The organism is Yersinia sp. KBS0713 (genome assembly GCF_005937895.2).
Taxonomy (GTDB): domain Bacteria; phylum Pseudomonadota; class Gammaproteobacteria; order Enterobacterales; family Enterobacteriaceae; genus Yersinia; species Yersinia bercovieri.
On record NZ_CP042173.1, the window covers coordinates 2,057,055 to 2,077,391 of the forward strand.

Genomic DNA, 20,337 nt, shown 5'->3' on the forward strand with positions numbered 1-20,337 from the left:
AGCATTCGTCACGTTTTGCGCACCAAGGAAACCTATGTTAAGCATCAAGAATTTGAAAGTGAGTGTTGAAGGTAACGAGATTCTGAAAGGGTTGGATCTGGAGATCAAACCCGGTGAAGTGCATGCCATCATGGGGCCGAACGGCTCGGGGAAAAGCACCTTATCCGCCACCTTGGCGGGGCGTGAAGAGTATGAAGTCACTGAGGGGAGCGTGGAATTTAAGGGTAAAGATCTGCTGGAGTTAGCACCGGAAGATCGCGCGGGTGAAGGCGTGTTTCTGGCCTTCCAATACCCGGTGGAGATCCCTGGCGTCAGTAACCATTTCTTCCTGCAAACGGCCGTCAATGCGGTGCGTAAATACCGCCAGCAGGAGCCGCTGGATCGTTTTGACTTCTCAGATTTCATCGAAGAAAAAATTGAGTTGCTCAAAATGCCCGCTGATTTGCTGACCCGCTCAGTTAACGTGGGTTTCTCTGGTGGCGAGAAAAAACGTAATGATATCTTGCAGATGGCAGCACTGGAACCCTCCTTATGCATTCTGGATGAGACCGACTCCGGGCTGGATATCGATGCGCTAAAAATAGTGGCCAACGGCGTGAACTCGCTGCGCAATGAGCAGCGCGCATTTATTATTGTGACCCACTATCAGCGAATCCTCGACTACGTAAAACCTGACTTTGTGCATGTGCTGTATCAAGGCCGCATCATCAAATCCGGTGATTTCACCCTGGTAAAACAGTTGGAGGAGCAAGGCTATGGCTGGCTTACCGACCAACAGTAAAACATCTGAACAAAGCAGTGCGCCAGAACCAAAACGGGTGCCGGAACAGCAACGTATGCTGGAACAGCAGCGCATTAATGCACTGAAAAATTTTGGTCTGCTATTCAAACAGCGCGAGAGCGGTAAAGGTAGCGAGGCAACGGCACATTGGCAGCAGGTGCTGGAGTTGGGCTTTCCCAGCATTAAGCATGAAGATTGGAAATATACGCCCCTGGAGCGTCTATTGGCCCATGATTTCAGTTTTGCCAGCGCTCCGGCCGTAACCGCCGCTCAGCGTGATGCCTTGTCATTGGTGCAAGATGCCCATCGCTTAGTTTTCATTGATGGCAGGTATGCACCTGAGTTAAGTGACAGCGACTGCGGCCCTTATCAACTCACCCACCTGACGCAGAGTGTGCCGCTACCTGCCGCTATCCGGCCGGAAATCTTTTTGCACCTGACAGAGAGCCTGGCGCAGGAGAGTCTGCACATTCGTCTGCCGGCGGGGCAACAGAGTGATAGGCCCCTCTACCTGCTGCATATCAGCTCAGGCAGCGGGTCTGAGGTGGTGAATACCAGCCATTACCGTCATCATTTGTCGGTTGAAACAACCGCGCAGGCGGAAGTGATTGAGCATTTTGTCAGCCTCAACCCGCAGCCGCATTTCACCGGCGCACGGCTCACGATTAACCTCGGTGATAATGCTGAGTTGAGCCATTACAAACTGGCATTTGAAACCCCGCAGAGCTACCACTTTGCCCATAATGATTTAGTGCTAAGCCGTGATGCGCGAGCGCGCAGCTACAGTTTCTTGCTCGGCGCGGGGCTGACTCGTCATAACACCAGCGCCCAGTTAAATGGTGAGGGCGCGACTTTATCTATCAATAGCCTGCTGCTGCCTATCGGGCGTGAAATCTGTGATACCCGCACCTATCTGGAGCACAATAAAGGGTATTGCGAAAGCCGCCAGTTGCACAAAACCATAGTGCGTGAGCGGGGTAAGGCGGTGTTTAACGGCATGATTAAAGTGGCCCAGCATGCGCTAAAAACGGATGGTCAGATGACCAACAATAACTTGCTGCTGAGCAAGTTAGCCGAGGTGGATACCAAGCCACAGCTGGAAATCTACGCCGATGATGTGAAATGTAGCCACGGGGCGACAGTGGGGCGCATTGATGCCGAACAGCTGTTCTACCTGCAATCGCGTGGCATCAATCAAGCTGATGCGCAGCAGATGATTATTTTTGCCTTTGCCGCAGAGTTAACCGAGGCTATTCACAGCGAGACCATCCGTAAAGTGGTACTGGCGCGGATTGCTGACCGGCTGGCGGGAGAGTCGCTATGAGTTTTCCTATTGAACGGGTAAGGGCTGACTTTCCACTGCTTAGCCGTCAGGTTAATGGGCAACCGCTGGCCTATCTGGACAGCGCAGCCAGTGCGCAAAAGCCACAGGTGGTTATCGACCGGGAACTTAACTTCTACCGTGAGGGTTATGCGGCGGTTCATCGGGGCATTCATAGCCTGAGTGCCGAGGCGACCCAACAGATGGAAGCGGTGCGCAGTCAGGTGGCTGATTTTATTCATGCCGCCTCTGTCGAGGAGATAGTCTTCGTTAAAGGCACCACCGAGGCCATCAATCTGGTGGCAAACAGCTATGGCCGCCACTTCCTGCAGGCGGGCGATAGCATTATCATTACCGAAATGGAGCATCACGCCAATATTGTGCCGTGGCAGATGGTGGCGAAAGATCTCGGTGTTGAAATTCGCGTATGGCCGCTGACGGCAACCGGTGAGCTGAAACCCGGTGCACTGCTGGATTTGATTGATGACACCACGCGGTTGCTGGCGATAACCCATGTCTCCAATGTGCTGGGGACGGTGAATCCGATCCAAGAGATTGTTGCTCAGGCCAAAGCGGCTGGGTTGGTGGTGCTGGTGGATGGTGCGCAGGCGGTCATGCATCAAGCGGTGGATGTGCAGGCACTGGATTGCGATTTTTATCTCTTCTCAGGGCACAAACTGTACGGGCCGTCTGGCATTGGTATTCTGTACGGCAAAAGTGCACTGTTACAGCAGATGCCGCCATGGGAAGGGGGCGGTTCGATGATCAAAACGGTGAGCCTGACCCAAGGCACCACTTTTGCTGATGCCCCCTGGCGTTTTGAAGCTGGTTCTCCAAATACCGCAGGGATTATGGGGCTTGGCGCGGCAATTAGTTACGTCAATGAGTTGGGCCTTGCACAAATCCAGCAATATGAGCAATCGTTGATGCAGTACGCGCTGGAACAGTTGAGCCAAATCTCGAGTCTGACACTCTATGGCCCCACGGCGCGGGCAGGGGTGATAGCCTTTAATCTGGGGTCGCACCACGCGTATGATGTCGGTAGCTTCCTCGACCAATATGGCATTGCGATTCGAACCGGTCACCATTGTGCTATGCCGCTGATGGCATACTACAAAGTACCGAGCATGTGCCGTGCCTCACTGGCGCTGTATAACACCCGTGAGGAAGTTGACCGCTTGGTCGCAGGGCTACAGCGTATCGAAAAATTGCTGGGCTAAGATTCAACAGTTGGCGACAGCTCGCGCCAAAGGGGTTATACCCAAAGCCCTTGTTGTTGCAGGCTGCAAGCGAACAGGCCGGTGACACCAGGGGCAAAGGGTGTTTTTATCTATTTAGGAAGCATGTGATGGCTGGTCTACCCGATAAAGATAAGTTGATTCGTAACTTTTCCCGTTGTTTGAATTGGGAAGAAAAATACCTGTATGTGATTGAGTTAGGCGCGCAATTGCCGCCGTTAACCGAACAGCAGCGCCAACCGGAGAACCTGATATCCGGTTGCCAAAGCCAAGTGTGGATCGCCATGACCCCCTCTGCGGCGGGGCAAGTGCTGTTTGCCGGTGACAGCGATGCCGCGATTGTCAAAGGACTGGTTGCCATTGTGTTTATTCTCTATCAAGGTTTAACCCCACAGCAGATAGTCAGTTTGGATGTACGTCCATTCTTTGCCGACTTAGCCCTGAGTCAGCACCTGACACCTTCGCGCTCGCAAGGTCTGGAAGCGATGATCCGCGCGATCCGCGCTAAAGCAGCGGCCTTATCGGCTAGCTGACCTCCCGTCAACATTTTGTGCTTTATTCATGATTGACTGACCATTTCTGTGTTATGGGTCACAGTATTAAAGTGGTGATATTTCAGCAAGTTAAATCATCAGTCATGGCCGATAAAGCACAATACATTACATTGTAACACCTTGATTTGTAGAGATATAAATTGCCTTTATAATAAGGACTGTTACTATATGGTGGCCTTATTATTGGCTGCTAAAATTAACGTAGATATACCCTCATCTTTCAAACTGTAGGTGTGTTGGCAACTTGCGTTCACCCGCATCACTTACTGACGTAAGCGCATCGGGATGCCGCTTTCCTGCACTTGAAATCTATTGGGTATCGCCGTGTAAACCGAATTTGAAGAAGTGATGTAGGAACTAAGCATGAAACGTGCATTAACTTTGATTGGTATGTTATTCGCAACTTGCGTGGCGGGAAGTATCACTGCTGCCAATGCGACCGAGTATCCTCTACCGCCAGCCAATAGCCGTCTGATTGGCGAAAATACCACCTATATTGTGCCAAACGATGGCCGCCCACTTGAGGCTATTGCAGCCGACTACAAAATCGGCTTACTGGGGATGCTGGAAGCAAACCCGGATGCTGACCCGTATCTGCCATTACCGGGTTCAGTGTTAACTATCCCAACCCAGATGTTGTTACCTGATACCCCACGGGAAGGTATCGTGATCAACCTGGCGGAACTGCGCCTTTATTACTACCCGAAAGGCCAGAACAAGGTGATAGTGTACCCAATCGGTATCGGCCAGTTAGGGCGTAATACCCCAACGATGACGACCTCTGTCAGCCAAAAGATCCCGAACCCAACCTGGACACCAACAGCGAATATCCGTAAGCACTATCTGGCCGAGGGTGTGACCTTGCCTGCTGTTGTTCCAGCCGGCCCGGAAAACCCAATGGGTCTGTTTGCGATGCGCCTGGCCGCCGGTGGTGGTGAGTACCTGATCCACGGTACTAATGCTAATTTCGGCATTGGTATGCGCGTCAGCTCCGGTTGCATTCGTTTACGTCCTGATGATATTGAAGCGCTGTTCAAATCAGTACCTAAAGGCACTCGCGTTCAGATCATCAATGAGCCAGTCAAATATTCGGTAGAGCCGGATGGTAAACGTTATGTGGAGGTTCATCAGCCGTTGTCTCGTGTCGACAGTGATGACCCGCAAACAATGCCAATTGCGATTAGCAGCAGCCTGCAGAAGTTTATCGACGACAGCCAGACTGATGCACAAGTGGTGCAGAGTGCGATTGTACGTCGTGCTGGTATGCCGGTGATTGTGACGGTAGGCGCAGCGGCACCAGAGCAAGCTCCTGCTGCTGTAGCGCCTCAGAGCGAGCCGCAGACTCAACCGCAGACCGAAGAGCAGCAACCGACTGAACAGCCGACGCCTAAGCTGGTTCAGCCAGGCCCGGTTTACTCCGCAGCCAACTAAGTCTCAGCTCCACCTTTACCATGGCTGCATGTCGGTCATGGTAAAGTTTTCACTCCCTTCTGAATCAATTCTAATCAATGATGTGAGACAAATAGCCTAAGTGCCAGTTATGGCGCGTGACAGCCTTGTTACGGCGTTTTTGGCGCTAAAGGGTAGGTTGGGTTCAGTTCGGTAGCTTGCAAGCGAGCAGGGCGGTTTTGCGAGGTAAAAAAAATGGCGCACAATGTGCGCCATTTTTCATTCAGGAAGTAATATTACTTCTTGTAAGCGTGAGCTTGGTTGTCCAGACGTTGGTTAGCACGTGCTGCATCGTCTTTAGCTGCTTGAACGTCAGAACGGATTGCGTTCACGTCGTTGCTCAGTTGGTCAACTTTAGCGTTCAGAGTCTGAACGTCAGAAGACAGTTGATCGATTTTAGCATTGCTTGAACAACCAGCCAGCATAGTAGAAGCCAGAATTACCGCGCCCAGTACAAGTTTAGTACGATTCATTATTAACACCCTCTAGATTAAGTTAATCTCCATGTAGCGTTACAAGTATTACACAAAGTTTTTTCGAAAGAGAATAAATTTTTAGTGTTAGAGGGGTTTATTTTGATCGTTCGCTCAAAGAAGCATCTTGTTTTAAAAAAAAGTTAAAAAAACGAGACAAAACAGCCTGATTCTATGGGATAAGTCTTATTTGAGAAATGACTCTGGCAGGATTAGGATAAAATGGATTTTTTCAGAAAGTTTATTTGGTTCGCTTAAAAAAGAAAACACCGCTATTGGAAGCGGTGTTTTTAATTAGCGTACAGTTGTGCGTGTTGAGATTATAACACGTGCACTGATGAAGTATTAGTGGTGCCACTTGGTACTAACGCACCAGAAACCATGATCACCACGTCACCTTTCTGTGCCAAACCGCTGGCCAGCGCCGCTTCTTTACCGATACGGTAGAAATCATCTGTTGAAGCAATTTCGTTGACCAGTTGAGTGATCACGCCTTTGGTCAGAATTAACTGACGGGCCGTGGTTTCATTGGTGGTCAGTGCCAGAATAGTTGCAGTTGGGAAGTATTTACGCACTGATTTGGCCGATTTACCGCCACCTGTGGCGACGACGATCACTTTTGCTTCCAGTTTTTCTGCGGTTTCTACAGCACCACGGCAAACGGCTTCAGTGATACGCATTTTGCGATTGTCGTTCAGCGTTTCGATGCGGCTAGGCATGATACGGTCTGTACGCTCGCAGATGGTCGCCATGATGGTGACAGACTCTAATGGGTACTTACCCTTAGCACTTTCACCAGACAGCATCACGGCGTCTGTACCGTCCAGGATGGCGTTAGCAACGTCGCCAGCTTCTGCACGGGTAGGGCGTGGGTTTTTGATCATTGAATCGAGCATCTGAGTTGCAGTGATAACAACTTTGCGAGCACGGTTACATTTTTCAATCATCATCTTCTGCGCGAAGATAACTTCTTCAACCGGGATCTCAACACCCAAGTCACCACGGGCCACCATGATGCCGTCAGATGCTTCCAGGATTTCGTCGAAATTATTCAGACCTTCCTGGTTTTCGATTTTAGAGATGATTTGGATGTGGCCGCCACCGTGTGCTTTCAGGTGTTCGCGGATTTCCAGGACGTCTGAACGTTTACGGATAAAGGATGCCGCAACGAAGTCTACGCCTTGCTCACAACCAAAGATCAGGTCAGCTTTATCTTTTTCAGCTAATGCTGGCAACTGGATAGAGACGCCCGGCAGGTTAACGCCTTTGTTTTCGCCCAGATCACCGTTGTTCAGCACTTTACATACCACGTTGCTTTCAGTGACTTCTGTCACTTCCATGCCGATCAAACCATCGTCAACCAACACCGTGTTGCCGATTTTCAGGTCAGCCGCGAAACCTGGGTAGGTCACAGCAACGATAGTATTGTTGCCAATCACGCTTTGATCAGTGGTGAAAGTGAAAGTCTGACCTGCAACCAGAGCCGCATCTTTGCCGCCTTCCAGTTTCATGGTGCGGATTTCAGGGCCTTTGGTGTCCAGTAGGATACCCGCTTTCAGGCCAGTTTTCGCCATGACAGCACGGATATTCTTGATACGTTGACCATGCTCTGCATAGTCACCGTGGGAGAAGTTCAAGCGCATAACATTCATACCTGCATTCAGCAGGTTCGTCAGCATCTCTTCGGATTCGGTTTTTGGACCGATGGTACAAACAATTTTAGTCTTTTTCATGACGGATTTTTTCTACAAGTTGTGATGGATAAAAAGCGAATATTCCGTTTAATCGAGCAACGGAGTGGGGATCTGATTAGTGTCTGGTGTAAAGAAACGTGCCCAAGAAGCAAAACATTACTAAGAATAGATGACAGTTGTGGAAGTTGAGCGGAAAACTTTAGCACGAGGCTAAACGCATGATCGGTATACGACGGCGTATAGGTGAGTTGTATTTTTTTAGCGTATCTACAGATCAAGAGGCTGAAACCATTCAACTGAAACGACGGTTCGTATTATAAACGGTAACTAACGGGAAATGAAATAGAAAACAGGAACTCATTGCCGTTTTTTATAAAAAGGGGAGATTAGTCGCGCAAACACTAAGAGTAATGCCTAATTTGTTGCGCAACAGATATTTGTTTTAACACTTTTAACAAATTCATTGATGAAAAACAGAATATTGAGAGCGACAGAATATCAGTGAGGATTGAGAAGTCAGGTGGTAAAATGGGAATATGGGGAACATCGAAAATAGCAGAGTGGTGCGTCCGAATGGACTCGAACCATCGACCCCCACCATGTCAAGGTGGTGCTCTAACCAACTGAGCTACGGACGCACATTACCCTACAAATAATAAGATTGGTGCGTCCGAATGGACTCGAACCATCGACCCCCACCATGTCAAGGTGGTGCTCTAACCAACTGAGCTACGGACGCAATACCATAATCTTATTACCTGCCATCAATGCTGACAGCGGGGACGAATATTAACGATCCGCCCGACGGCTGGCAAGGAGAAAAACACAATATTCACCGCAAACTCACGTAATTGCTGCGCTTTTACTCATTGCGCTGTTTTTTTCCTCATCTTTTCGCTTTACCTAAGCATTAATCGCCAGTTTGACTCCAGCGATTAACACTTAGCTAGGCTTGCCTAGTGTGCTGCTTTTTGCAGGATAAACGCCGTCGGTTGTTTTTGTAACCAACGGATGCGCAGTGCCATTAAGATCGCCGCAGCGGTTAAGCCGATAACGAAGCCTATCCAGAAACCACTTGGCCCCATTGCGGGGACAATATAGTCGGTCAGTCCCAGCAGGTAACCACTCGGTAACCCCAGCAACCAATAAGCTGTAAAGGTAATAAAGAAGATCGAACGGGTATCTTTATAGCCACGTAATACACCGCTGCCGATCACCTGAATGGCATCAGAGAGCTGATAGAGCGCCGCTAGCAGCATCAAATGGGAGGCCATCATCACGACTTCAGGTGTTTTGTTATACAGCAGGGCAATATGTTCGCGGAAAATAACCGTAAACACCGCAGTTATGCAGGCCAGCATCAAACCGACAGCAATACTGGTATAAGCCGCGACCTTTGCTTGATCAACCGAACCCTGACCGAGGCGGAAGCCAACACGAATAGTGGCCGCCACACTCAGTGACATGGGTAACATAAACATCAGTGAGCTGAAGTTGAGCGCAATCTGGTGCCCGGCAACCGCGACGATACCGAGTGGCGAAACCAGTAATGCTACTACAGCAAACAGTGTCACTTCGAAAAACAGCGCCAGCGCAACGGGTAGACCAAGGCCGCCCAAACGTTTCATCACTTGCCAGTCTGGTGCTGCAAACCCTTTCTCCAGTTTGATGTCTTGCTGCGAGCGAGCGCGGGTAACATACCACCGCATCATCAGGAACATCACCCAGTAGACGGTTCCGGTGGCCACACCACAACCCACGCCCCCTAACGCCGGTGCGCCGAATTTACCGTAGATGAAAATATAGTTAATCGGAATATTAACCAGCAAACCGATAAAACCTATCACCATCCCCGGTTTAGTTTTGGACAATCCTTCGCACTGATTACGCAACACTTGGAAGAACAGATAGCCGGGCGCGCCCCACATAATGGCATGTAAGAAACCAACGGCTTTATCCGCCAGTATCGGGTCAATATTATGCATTTGCTTAATAACGTGGTCGCTATTATATAGCACCAACATAATGAGCAGTGAAACGCACAGCGCCAGCCAAAATCCTTGCCTGACTTGATGGGCAATCTGGTTACGCCGCCCGGAACCATTAAGTTGGGCAACCGTAGGGGTTAGCGCCAGCAGTAAACCATGGCCGAATAAGATTGCCGGTAGCCAGATAGATGTCCCCACGGCCACCGCAGCCATATCGGTTGCACTGACAGAGCCGGCCATAATGGTATCAACCACGCCCATTGCCGTTTGGGACAGTTGCGCGATGACGACGGGAATAGCGAGAGCCAATAAGCTACGCGCCTCTACTATATACTTCTGCACGTATGCACCTTCTTTATTTATTGAGGCTATTTATCGCTAAATAAGCGTTAAATAAAATAACGGAAACAATTTATCCAAAATACTTGGGGTTGCAGGTAGGTAGCAAGTATAGCCCGATGGTCTGACGCCGCTCAGTGATTCGGGTAAGAGAGAGTCACTAGCAAGCCTACAACATCAAGAAAAACGAGTATAAAAGATTGTACCTTCTCGCCAAGCTTAAGCAATCCTTGTCATTAAATATCAGCAAAATACCGCGTATGCAGTTTTTTATTCTAAGTGGTTTGGTTTTCCGTATCTTCTGAGGCAAAATCAACGCAGAGATCACTTCTTTTTACCGCTGACTGATGAGAGGCATGGCGTATGTTTACCGGTATTGTTCAAGGCACCGCGCCGGTGGTTGCCATCGAAGAAAAATCTAATTTCCGTACTCATGTGGTGGAGATGCCAACTGAGATGCTACCTGAATTAGCCTTAGGCGCTTCTGTTGCCCACAATGGCTGTTGCCTGACGGTCACTGCGATTGAAGGCCATCGGGTTAGCTTTGATTTGATGAAGGAGACACTGCGCATCACTAACCTGGGTGATATTCAGGTGGGGGATGTGGTTAATTTGGAGCGCGCAGCTAAATTCAGTGACGAAATTGGTGGGCATCTTATGTCCGGCCATATTATTTGTACCGCTGAAATAACCAAAATATATACATCAGAAAATAATCGTCAGATCTGGTTTCGAATGCCCAGCGCTGATTTGATGAAATATATATTACATAAAGGTTTTATCGGTATTGATGGTATCAGCCTGACCATCGGTGAAGTTGTCGGCAACCGTTTTTGTGTGCATCTGATCCCGGAAACACTGGCACGCACCACGCTAGGTAAAAAGCGCTTAGGGCATCGGGTCAATATCGAAATAGATCCGCAGACGCAGGCTGTGGTGGATACCGTTGAGCGAGTACTGGCGCAGCGCGATATTGTCCATGCCATTGAGGCGGTGGAAAAAACAGTGCGTGAGTAAGTAGGATAAAAGTGAAGCAGGGGCTGTGCACCCCTGCTATCAAACCAGTCATGTTTAAATTGCGGCACTCTTAACGGGGAGTTCGAATACCGCCCTCTACGCCATTAGGGCTAAACAGAACTTGCCACAATTGAATGTCTCTGGCGCGGAATGCCCCAGCACACGCATTCAGATAATAGCTAAACATCCGTTCAAATCGCGAGGAGTAATTCTGCGCCAGAGTTGGCCATGCCGCTTGGAAACGGGCATACCAGGCCATTAATGTTCGGTCATAATCTGCGCCGAAATTATGCCAATCTTCCATGATAAAATAGGGCTCGCTGGCCTGAGCAATATGTTTCACCGAGGGCAGGCAACCATTTGGGAAGATATATTTATTAATCCACGGATCAATACTGAGATCAGTGCGATTAGCGCCAATGGTGTGCAGCAAGAACAACCCATCAGGTTTTAAATTGCGATTTACCACCTCAAAATAGGTGCGGTAATTCTTTGGCCCCACATGCTCGAACATCCCCACTGACACAATACGATCAAACTGTTCATTTAAATCACGATAGTCTTGCAGCAAGATAGTGACATCCAAACCTGCGCAGCGCTCTTGCGCCAATTTTTGCTGTTCCGCTGAAATGGTCACCCCTGAGACTGAGACCCCGTAATGGCGGGCGGCATAAGCGGCAAGTCCACCCCAACCACAACCGATATCCAGCAGTTTCATGCCCGGGGCTAATTGCAGCTTTTCGCAGATCATCTGCAGCTTATTTTCCTGCGCTTGCTCAAGAGTCGTGGCCTCTTTCCAGTAGCCGCAGGAGTATTGCATATTGGGGTCGAGCATGAGGCTAAATAGATCATTACCTAAGTCATAATGCTCTTTGCCGACAATCCAGGCGCGTTTCTTTGATTGCAAATTGATCACACGGGCGGCGGCAATACGTAAAGTATCTTTGAGATGGTGTGGAAGTTGATTTTCCAGGCCAGCACGGAGAACTCGCTGGAAAAAGATATCCAAGCGATCGCACTCCCACCAACCGTCCATATAACTCTCACCTAATCCCAAAGATCCTTCTTGTAATACCCGCTTAAAAAAGTCTGGGTTATTAACTTGAATGTCGAAGGGGCGTGAGCCATTGATCTCAATATCAGCCCGGTTCAGCATCTCTTGCACTATGCGGAACCACGGATTTTCTTGAATGCTCTGGTCTTCTATACAGGATGAACTCATAGCTTCTCCATCACTTTCTTCTGACTTATGACCCGCGATAATTATCTATATGCGCGAAGACATACCAATTAGGTTGTTGTGACCTTGGTGTCTGATATCCGTTACGGACAGAGGAAGATTAAGAAGAAACCCTAATTATGTTTTGGTTTAGGGTAACTCATCCATAAGAGTAAATGTGACGCAATCCACGCGCACAGAAAGTGCTTAAGATAATGCTTTTTTTTAATGGTATTGTAATCGGTTAAACCGAGTATAGGCTTGCCGGGACGCTTTCTCAATACTAAATCGCTCCCGGCTTTTATGCCGCTTAGTGACTATTTCTATTGAAAATTAATTCCCTTTTTATCTTTTCGCAGCGCATAGCAATGAATGCCATATCCCAATAGTGCTAACACAACCGTCGACAGCATCACCGTCACTGTTGCCAGCAATGCCTGGCTGATAAAAGCGGACACCATCATGCTCGCGACAAAACACAACCCTAGCTGAAGCGTGTTTTGCAGTGCAGCGGCTTTGCCAGTGTTCGCCGGAAAAGGCATTAATGCATTCGCTACGATAATAGGGTAGCAGGCACCATTCACAAGCGCCATTATGCAGAAAGGAATAAGTAAGCTCACCAGTGTCGGAGTGGTAAAGGTTGCGATGAGATAGAGCGCGATCATGCTGGCGCTATACCCCGCCAACAGCCATGGCAGCAGGGTATTTCCTTTGATGCGAGTCAGAGCGCTACGGCAACCGAAACCGCCTAAGAGAAAAGCCAATGTCTGTGGAACATAACTTAAACCGATGACGTTCGGGCCATATCCCATGTCGCCCAAAATAAAAGGTGAACCGGTTAACCAAGCGAAAAATCCGGCACTACATGCGGCGAACATCATCACGTTGCCGCTAAACTGTGGCGATTTCAATAACTGGTAGAAACTGATCCTAGCCCTACTTTGATCGGCTTTATCAGTCGCGGATTTTTTCCGCTCTTTCAACAGCGCCGTTGGGATCAGGAGCAGCAGAGTAACGGCCAGCAGAACGACAAAAATGGCGCGCCAACTGAAGTGATTTAACAGCCAGGCACCCAGCAAAGGTGCCAGTGCCGGCGACAACGCCACCAGCGGCATGATAGTTGCGAATACGCGGTTGGCTTTACCGTCGCGATAACGATCCACCACTAAGGCTTGCCAGCTCACGGCGGCAGAACAGACCCCCACCGCTTGAATAAAACGCAGGATTAATAACTGGGTGGCAGTCTCAACCCACAAAATCCCCAGACAGCCGATAGCAAATAACCCCAACCCGACCAACAGCACCGGTTTACGACCTATTTTATCCGATACCGGCCCCCAGATAAGTTGGGCGATAGCGAAACCGGCGAGGAAGATGCTCAGACTGGCACTGATGGCACCGGCGGAGGTTTGCAGCTCTTGTTGCATTGCGCCAAAGGCGGGCAAATACATGTCGGTGGCCAGATAACCCAGCATACTTAAGCCAGCCAGGTAGAACATGAAGCTAGAGGTGGTTTTCATTCTTTATTCTCAATGTGAAAATGTTGCAGGCGTTGCTGTTGTCAATATGTTGTTATTGTAAATGTATTATTACAGGCAATTTTATTGCGGGGGCATTCTATCCGGCGAGTGATTCGATTGTGAAACGGTAATATTTGCGCCATGCTATCAAAATATTTGATGTCTGAATAAATGAGCAACAGGAGCAGAAGATAATGTGGTCTGAATACTCGCTGGATGTGGTTGACGCGGTCGCACGTACCGGTAGCTTCAGTGCCGCCGCTCAAGAATTGCACCGTGTGCCATCGGCGATAAGTTATACCGTGCGCCAGCTTGAAGAGTGGCTGGCGGTGCCGCTGTTTGAACGGCGTCATCGTGACGTAGAATTAACCGCCGCAGGTGTCGTTTTTATCAAAGAAGCTCGCGATGTTATCAAAAAAATGAATGGCACTCGCCGTCAATGCCAACAAGTGGCGAATGGCTGGCGAGGGGAGTTAACCATCGTGGTGGATAAAATCGTCAAACCACAGCGCAGCCGCCGCTTAGTTCTGGATTTCTATCGACATTTTCCTGATATCGAATTACGGGTACGTTATGAGGTGTTCAATGGCGTCTGGGATGCGCTGGTGGACGGGCAGGCTGAAATGGCCATCGGCGCCACGCGTGCGGTGCCAGTCGGAGGGCGGTTTGTTTTTCGCGACATGGGCTTTTTAAGTTGGCAATGTGTGGTGAGTGTCGAACACCCATTAGCGCGGTTAACCGGGCCACTGACCGATGATCAGTTGCGGCCTTACCCCGCACTCTGTCTGGAAGATACCGCGCGCAACCTGCCGAAACGGGACACCTGGACCTTAGATAATCAGCAGCGGTTGGTGGCACCGGACTGGGCGACGGGGATTGACTGCCTGTGCGCGGGGCTATGTGTTGGCATGGTGCCTGCTCATATGGTCTCGCCGCTGATTGCGCAAGGGAGGCTGGCAGCGCTAAGCTTGGCTGAACCGCTACCGGATAGCCCATGCTGCCTGACGTGGGAGCAGAACAACCACTCACCGGCACTGGCATGGTTGCTGGCGTATTTGGGTGACAGTGTCACGCTAAATGCTGAGTGGCTGAAAGATGACAACCCATCAGCTACTCAGCATGACGACACCAGCAACTGAGAGCAAATAACCGCGCCGGTAGCCGAGTTTGCTACCGGCAGAAGAGAGTTAGCGGCGATAATCGCGGAACGGGCCATCCGCAACAGAACGTCGCTCGACCAGTTTCGGGTGCACCTCAATGGTCTGGGGGTCTTCGCGCTTGCTGACAATACGGTCGAGCAACATCGCAAAAGCGGTTTCACCTAATCGCTCTTTTGGCTGATGAATGGTGGTCAGCGCAGGGGAGAAGTAGCGCGCGTTGCGCACATTATCATACCCGATCACTGAAATATCTTGCGGCACCCGCAAGCCCAGCTCATCGGCTGCGCATATTGCACCCATCGCCATAATATCGCCGCCACAGAATACCGCGGTCGGGCGATGTTTTTGCGTCAGAATCTGGTGCATGGCTTTATAACCGGACTCCGGTTCGAAATCGCCCTGAACCACCCATTCATCACGCAGCGTGATATTGGCCTCCTCCAGGGCTTTCAAAAAGCCCTGATGGCGACCACCGCCAGTATTACGGGATAGCTGGCCGGGAATAGCGCCGATATCACGATGACCGCGCTCAATCAGATAACGTCCAGCCAAATAGCCGCCTTCAAAGGCGTTATCGATAATCGAGTCAGTAAAGTCGCCACGTGCTGTCCCCCAATCCATCACCACCATCGGGATATTACGATAATCTTCCAGCATCCCCAGCAACTGCTCGGGATATTCTGAACACATCACCAGCAGTCCATCAACACGCTTTTGTGCCAGCATCGCCAGATAGGCTTTCTGTTTATCCAGATTATTATGAGAGTTACATAAAATCAGCGTGTAACCCTTGCTATAACAACTGTTTTCAACCGCTTCGATCACTTCAGCAAAATAGGGCGCTTCGCTGGACGTTGCCAGTAAACCAATTGATTTGGTGTGATTAACTTTCAAACTACGGGCCACAGCACTGGGTGAATAATGCAGTTCTTTAATGGCCGCCCACACGGCAGCCTTAGTATTTTCGGCGACGAAACGCGTTTTGTTAATCACGTGCGAAACGGTGGTGGTGGAAACACCCGCGTGTTTGGCCACATCTTTAATCGTTGCCATAAAAAAAATGACTCCTAAGCTCACCTGTTACAGTAGGTAAGTATTATGTTAATCGTTTGCCTGCAGACGCGAAACCACTCAGACAGAAGCATGTTATTGGCTGGAAAATGGAATCAGCTGGTTGTCTGAGAGTATTTATTGGACGTTATTGGTCGGTATGCAGTTATGAACTGCGAATTTTGGCTGATCTGGAGGAAAAGTGAAAGAGGTATTCAAAGTTATAAAGTGCGTAATGAGCACAAGATTTTTTTTCTGAATTGTGGGAAGATATTTTAACACACTAACTATGTGCCTTTTCCCTACGACAAACTGACCGGCTGAGGAGTTTTTATGGATACCAATCTGAAAATGTCGCTGATTACGACTGTTGGTGCGCTGGCGATGATTATTGCCTTTAGCTTCGTGGCGGTAATGAATTAATTAAGCCGCTTGCCGGTAAAATAGTAAAGTAGGGCGGTTTACCCGCCCTTAATTATTGCTTGATGTGCTAACACATCGTCTCGCGCTTATTGCCTTCTCAGGCTAAATTCTTCTCAACGAATGCCCAGTTAACCAGCGCCCAGAAATTTTCCAGATATTTTGGCCGCGCATTGCGGTAATCAATATAATAAGCGTGTTCCCACACATCCACCGTCAGTAACGGTTTATCCGTGGTCGTCAGCGGGGTTGCCGCATTAGATGTACTCACAATCGCCAGCGTGCCATCGGCTTTTTTAACCAGCCAAGTCCAACCTGCGCCAAAGTTTTTCACTGCGGCATCGGTAAATTGTGCTTTAAATTCAGCAAAAGAACCAAATGATTGATTAATGGCATCAGCCACTTTACCGGTCGGCTCACCACCACCATTTGGTGACAGACAGTGCCAGTAGAAAGTATGGTTCCAGACTTGGGCCGCATTGTTAAAGAGACCACCGCTGGAGGTTTTTACTATCTCTTCCAGCGTTTTGTCAGCAAACTCACTATCTTTAATCAGATTATTGAGGTTAATCACATAGGTATTATGGTGTTTGCCGTAATGGTACTCCAGCGTTTCAGCTGAGATATGGGGTTCCAGTGCATTTTGTGCATAAGGTAATGCCGGTAATTCAAAAGACATAGCTCTCTCCTTTCGGGTTGCTCAGGGTGTTTGCTCCTCAAATCCCATCAATAGCCGCAGGCCATGATGTGGCGAAGAGCGGTTAAAAGCTTAATTGTTGTATTTTTGTTGTGGGTATAATCTTAACAATTTTCGACAGAAATGACAGTTATAACCACAGTATTAGTATGGCATTGGCATTAGCCAAGATAGATCACGGGGATAACAGAAGTTTGGCGAGTGGGGTACTCACAGCCAACAGCAGTGCTGGCTGTGAGTTGAAGAATTAGCGGATAGTTTTAGGTGTGACCACGCGGCGAGCACCCACATAGTGATCTTGCCAGTAGTCGTTATTCAGCATACTAATGCGGATCTCTTCGCCGGTACGCGGGGACTGAATAAATTTGCCGTTACCTAAATAGACACCGACATGATCGGCAACGCCGCGATTGGCAATATTAAAGAACACCAGATCACCACTCTCTAATTCAGCACGTTTGACTGGCGCGGCATCACGTAAATGATACATCTCGTTAGCAGTACGCGGCATTTTTATTCTGATCACATCTTTATAGGCGTAATAAATAAGCCCACTGCAATCAAAACCGGTATTCGGCGAGGTGCCGCCCCAACGATAAGGTTTACCGACTTGTTTCATCAGTTTGCTCATTGCCGTTTGCTTCGCATGTTGGTAGCGCTTTTTATGGGCAGGGCTGAGCTTGATTTTATTATTTGCAACTAATTCTGTGCCAGCTTTACCTTGAGTCTTATTTCGATGCCGACCATAAGCAATTTTTTCTGTTTTTTTGACCGCCGCCACTTTTTTGTTGGCCGCTGTTTTAGTATTCGTTTTTTTAACACTGCTGGGTTGTTTTATGGTGGGTTTACTTATTTCTTGCACTTTCTTCTTAAGAGCTTTCGTTGTGTTACTGGCTATGCTCTTTTTATTGCTGCTGACGGCGGTTTTATTGGTGCTGGTTTTGCCGGTGGCAGTTTTAGCGCTGGCAATTTTCGCTTTCTTGGTACTTTTATCAGCTTTTCGCTTTTTACGATCATCAGGGCTGGCTTGGCTGACCTGACCTCTCTTTTGCTCCGCCGACACCTGTGCCTGCGGCGACGCATGCGCCAAATTTAAGAATAGTTGGGTAAACAGCAGCACAAACAGCGTAAGAATTAAACGCATAATAACGCTACCAACCTTAGCCCTGAGATGAATATGAAGAGTCACAGTATTGCCGAAACTCAGGATATAAAAAAGCGAAGAGATACAGGATTCTAATCGATATTGTGAGAAAACGTTAATGGCTTCACAATTGTAGCTTATTTATGCTTTCAGCGAACTTAAATCAACCATTCGTCAACGAGTTATATCCGTCGTATCTAAAACCGTAGGGTTGTTAGCGACACTCACTCATCTGAATCACTGACTTGAGTTAGCGTATCGAGATTCGTTTGCTGGCAGACTACCTGTGGCCTCAATAACTTAGGGTATTATTGAAATAAACGCCTGCTACACGATAAAGAAGATATTAGTGAAGTGATGGGATCAAAAATGTTATTCTCAATGCACATATTTGTAGCTGACAGCTAACTCTTTGCTGATGGCATAAAGTCCCTGCAAAAGATGGCGTTTTATTCCAGCGGTGACAGTCGCTACAATAGAGCGGACGCAATAATGATATTGAGTAAAAAGCATTGTAGCCACGATATGGCTTGAGGAAGCAAGAAATGACGACGATTGATAAAATTCAGCGCCAGATAGCAGAAAACCCAATCCTGCTGTACATGAAGGGCTCGCCAAAGCTGCCAAACTGCGGTTTCTCTGCTCAGGCTGTGCAGGCGCTATCGGCCTGTGGCGAACGCTTTGCTTATGTTGATATCCTGCAAAATCCGGATATTCGTGCTGAGCTGCCAAAATATGCCAACTGGCCAACATTCCCGCAGCTGTGGGTAGATGGCGAATTGGTTGGCGGTTGCGACATTCTGATGGAAATGTATCAGCGTGGTGAATTGCAACAGCTGCTGAAAGAGACTGCAGATAAGTACCGTTCACAGGAAGATCAACCCGCCGCAGAGTAATGTGCGCTGGTGGTCAGTGAATCAAAAAAGGTGGCTTACGGGCCACCTTTTCATATTTATAACATGCCGTTTTCTGATAAAAAACGCGTTACTCGGACTCTCCCGCCGGTATTGGCCAGCCGCCCAATTTCTTCCAACGATTAACCAGCTCGCAGAACAGCTTTGCCGTTTGCATGGTGTCGTACAAGGCCGAATGCGCCTGGCTGCTATCAAACGGAATACCTGCGGTCAGGCAGGCTTTTGCCAACACGGTTTGCCCCAGCACCAGCCCGCTAAGAGCGGCGGTATCAAAAGTGGCGAATGGATGGAACGGATTGCGTTTTAAACTCGCCCGCTCAGCCGCAGCCATGACAAAACTGTGATCGAAATTGGCGTTGTGTGCCACGATGATTGCCCGGTTACAGCCTTGATCTTTTAGCCCTTTACGCACCGCTTTAAAAATGGCGTGTAAGGCATCGTGTTCACTCACTGCACCACGTAAAGGGTTGGTAGGGTCAATCCCATTAAATGCCAGTGCTTCAGGTTGCAGATTGGCACCTTCAAAGGGTTCTACATGAAAATGTAGTGTTTCATCCGGTAGCAACCATCCCTCTTTGTTCATCTGTAAAGTCACGGCGGCAATTTCTAATAATGCATCGGTTTGAGCATTAAAACCGGCGGTTTCAACATCAATTACTACGGGGTAATACCCACGAAAACGGCCACTCAGGGCGTTAAGGTCACTTTTATCTGCCATCAGTTTCTTATCTTCATCGAATTCAGCACACATTATGTCAAATTTTGGCGCAGGATGCAGGGGGATATCGCGATGATAAAAAAGGCACCGTGCTGGTGCCTGTTAGCTAATCAGTTTCCGAGGCCGTGTCCGGCGCTCTTATTCTCGATTAACTCGATTTTATAGCCGTCCGGATCTTCGACAAACGCAATGATGGTATTACCGCCTTTGACCGGGCCGGCTTCACGGGTGACTTTTCCACCCGCCTGACGAATTTGGTCGCAAGTGGCGGCCACATCATCCACACCCAGCGCCAAATGGCCAAATGCACTCCCCATCTCGTAGCTCTCTACGCCCCAGTTATAGGTCAGCTCAATCACTGAGCCTTCACTTTCATCGCTATAACCGACGAACGCCAGCGAGTATTTATACTCGGTATTTTCGCTGGTACGCAGTAAACGCATCCCTAATACCTTGGTGTAGAAATCGATGGAGCGTTGCAGGTCACCGACGCGGATCATGGTATGGAGTAAGCGCATAATATCCTCTGTTTACATTTTGCCTGGTTATTGGGCAAGGGTGATGAAACCAGGTTCAAGTATAGCCCCGGCAATTAAATCAGTTCAATGGGTTACAGGAAATGAAACGGGGCAAATCATCAC

19 protein-coding genes and 2 tRNA genes are annotated in these 20,337 nt (G+C 48.8%); 9 read left to right on the plus strand and 12 right to left on the minus strand.

What is annotated here, in order from left to right:
- The first annotated feature begins 34 nt into the window (after positions 1 to 34).
- The 5 genes from sufC to FFE93_RS09630 all read left to right on the plus strand — a co-directional run bounded on the left by sufC (position 35) and on the right by FFE93_RS09630 (position 5,325).
- Positions 35 to 781 (plus strand): Fe-S cluster assembly ATPase SufC, encoded by a 747-nt coding sequence (sufC, locus tag FFE93_RS09610; RefSeq protein WP_005270311.1) that lies wholly within the window; start codon positions 35 to 37, stop codon positions 779 to 781.
- A complete protein-coding gene (gene sufD / locus FFE93_RS09615) occupies positions 756 to 2,105 on the plus strand; it encodes a Fe-S cluster assembly protein SufD (RefSeq protein ID WP_138775069.1) in 1,350 nt (449 codons plus the stop codon). The genes sufC and sufD overlap by 26 nt, the downstream gene beginning before the upstream one ends.
- Positions 2,102 to 3,322, plus strand: coding sequence for a cysteine desulfurase SufS (sufS, locus tag FFE93_RS09620; RefSeq protein ID WP_138775070.1), 1,221 nt, complete (start codon positions 2,102 to 2,104; stop codon positions 3,320 to 3,322). Before sufD ends, sufS begins: the two co-directional genes overlap by 4 nt.
- A gap of 128 nt (positions 3,323 to 3,450) precedes the next feature.
- Positions 3,451 to 3,873, plus strand: coding sequence for a cysteine desulfuration protein SufE (gene sufE / locus FFE93_RS09625; protein ID WP_005270320.1), 423 nt, complete (start codon positions 3,451 to 3,453; stop codon positions 3,871 to 3,873).
- Positions 3,874 to 4,257: 384 nt separating this feature from the next.
- A complete protein-coding gene (locus FFE93_RS09630; protein ID WP_005270323.1) occupies positions 4,258 to 5,325 on the plus strand; it encodes a L,D-transpeptidase family protein in 1,068 nt (355 codons plus the stop codon).
- Positions 5,326 to 5,579: 254 nt separating this feature from the next.
- Here the strand turns inward: FFE93_RS09630 and FFE93_RS09635 are convergent, their stop codons facing one another.
- The 5 genes from FFE93_RS09635 to FFE93_RS09655 form a co-directional block, all read right to left on the minus strand.
- Positions 5,580 to 5,816 (minus strand): major outer membrane lipoprotein, encoded by a 237-nt coding sequence (locus FFE93_RS09635; protein ID WP_005165631.1) that lies wholly within the window; start codon positions 5,814 to 5,816, stop codon positions 5,580 to 5,582.
- A 320-nt stretch (positions 5,817 to 6,136) separates the two neighbouring features.
- The gene (gene pykF, locus FFE93_RS09640) at positions 6,137 to 7,549 is read right to left on the minus strand and encodes a pyruvate kinase PykF (RefSeq protein ID WP_032896189.1); all 1,413 of its coding nucleotides are present in this window, start codon (positions 7,547 to 7,549) and stop codon (positions 6,137 to 6,139) included.
- Positions 7,550 to 8,071: 522 nt separating this feature from the next.
- A tRNA-Val gene (locus FFE93_RS09645) sits at positions 8,072 to 8,148 on the minus strand.
- Positions 8,149 to 8,172: 24 nt separating this feature from the next.
- A tRNA-Val gene (locus FFE93_RS09650) sits at positions 8,173 to 8,249 on the minus strand.
- A 217-nt stretch (positions 8,250 to 8,466) separates the two neighbouring features.
- Positions 8,467 to 9,840, minus strand: coding sequence for an MATE family efflux transporter (locus FFE93_RS09655; RefSeq protein WP_049600202.1), 1,374 nt, complete (start codon positions 9,838 to 9,840; stop codon positions 8,467 to 8,469).
- Positions 9,841 to 10,200: 360 nt separating this feature from the next.
- Between FFE93_RS09655 and FFE93_RS09660 the strand changes: the two genes are divergently transcribed.
- Positions 10,201 to 10,854: a riboflavin synthase subunit alpha gene (locus tag FFE93_RS09660; protein WP_138775071.1), complete on the plus strand. Its 654-nt coding sequence runs from the start codon at positions 10,201 to 10,203 to the stop codon at positions 10,852 to 10,854.
- A gap of 70 nt (positions 10,855 to 10,924) precedes the next feature.
- Here the strand turns inward: FFE93_RS09660 and cfa are convergent, their stop codons facing one another.
- Positions 10,925 to 12,076 carry a cyclopropane fatty acyl phospholipid synthase gene (gene cfa, locus FFE93_RS09665; protein ID WP_032896194.1) on the minus strand — a complete coding sequence of 384 codons (1,152 nt, stop codon included), beginning with the start codon at positions 12,074 to 12,076 and terminating at the stop codon, positions 10,925 to 10,927.
- A 320-nt stretch (positions 12,077 to 12,396) separates the two neighbouring features.
- On the minus strand, positions 12,397 to 13,593 hold the full coding sequence (gene punC / locus FFE93_RS09670; protein ID WP_138775072.1) for a purine nucleoside transporter PunC: 1,197 nt from the start codon (positions 13,591 to 13,593) through the stop codon (positions 12,397 to 12,399).
- 194 nt (positions 13,594 to 13,787) lie between these two features.
- On the opposite strand from punC, the gene punR reads away from it, so the two are divergent.
- Entirely contained in the window at positions 13,788 to 14,732 is a 945-nt protein-coding gene (gene punR, locus FFE93_RS09675) for a DNA-binding transcriptional activator PunR (RefSeq protein ID WP_005270339.1), read from the plus strand.
- 48 nt (positions 14,733 to 14,780) lie between these two features.
- On the opposite strand, the gene purR is transcribed toward punR, so the two are convergent.
- Positions 14,781 to 15,806, minus strand: a complete 1,026-nt coding sequence (gene purR / locus FFE93_RS09680; protein ID WP_005270340.1) for an HTH-type transcriptional repressor PurR — start codon at positions 15,804 to 15,806, stop codon at positions 14,781 to 14,783.
- 330 nt (positions 15,807 to 16,136) lie between these two features.
- Between purR and FFE93_RS09685 the strand changes: the two genes are divergently transcribed.
- Complete coding sequence (locus tag FFE93_RS09685) at positions 16,137 to 16,226, plus strand: YnhF family membrane protein (protein WP_016266160.1); 90 nt, start codon at positions 16,137 to 16,139, stop codon at positions 16,224 to 16,226.
- A gap of 97 nt (positions 16,227 to 16,323) precedes the next feature.
- Here FFE93_RS09685 and sodB read toward each other — a convergent pair whose 3' ends face one another.
- Positions 16,324 to 16,902 (minus strand): superoxide dismutase [Fe], encoded by a 579-nt coding sequence (sodB, locus tag FFE93_RS09690; protein WP_005270342.1) that lies wholly within the window; start codon positions 16,900 to 16,902, stop codon positions 16,324 to 16,326.
- A gap of 265 nt (positions 16,903 to 17,167) precedes the next feature.
- The gene (locus FFE93_RS09695; protein WP_005270345.1) at positions 17,168 to 18,064 is read right to left on the minus strand and encodes a C40 family peptidase; all 897 of its coding nucleotides are present in this window, start codon (positions 18,062 to 18,064) and stop codon (positions 17,168 to 17,170) included.
- A 545-nt stretch (positions 18,065 to 18,609) separates the two neighbouring features.
- On the opposite strand from FFE93_RS09695, the gene FFE93_RS09700 reads away from it, so the two are divergent.
- Positions 18,610 to 18,960, plus strand: a complete 351-nt coding sequence (locus FFE93_RS09700; RefSeq protein ID WP_004874252.1) for a Grx4 family monothiol glutaredoxin — start codon at positions 18,610 to 18,612, stop codon at positions 18,958 to 18,960.
- A gap of 88 nt (positions 18,961 to 19,048) precedes the next feature.
- On the opposite strand, the gene rnt is transcribed toward FFE93_RS09700, so the two are convergent.
- Positions 19,049 to 19,696 (minus strand): ribonuclease T, encoded by a 648-nt coding sequence (rnt, locus tag FFE93_RS09705; protein ID WP_072079948.1) that lies wholly within the window; start codon positions 19,694 to 19,696, stop codon positions 19,049 to 19,051.
- 110 nt (positions 19,697 to 19,806) lie between these two features.
- The gene (gloA, locus tag FFE93_RS09710) at positions 19,807 to 20,214 is read right to left on the minus strand and encodes a lactoylglutathione lyase (RefSeq protein ID WP_049600210.1); all 408 of its coding nucleotides are present in this window, start codon (positions 20,212 to 20,214) and stop codon (positions 19,807 to 19,809) included.
- Positions 20,215 to 20,337 lie beyond the last annotated feature (123 nt).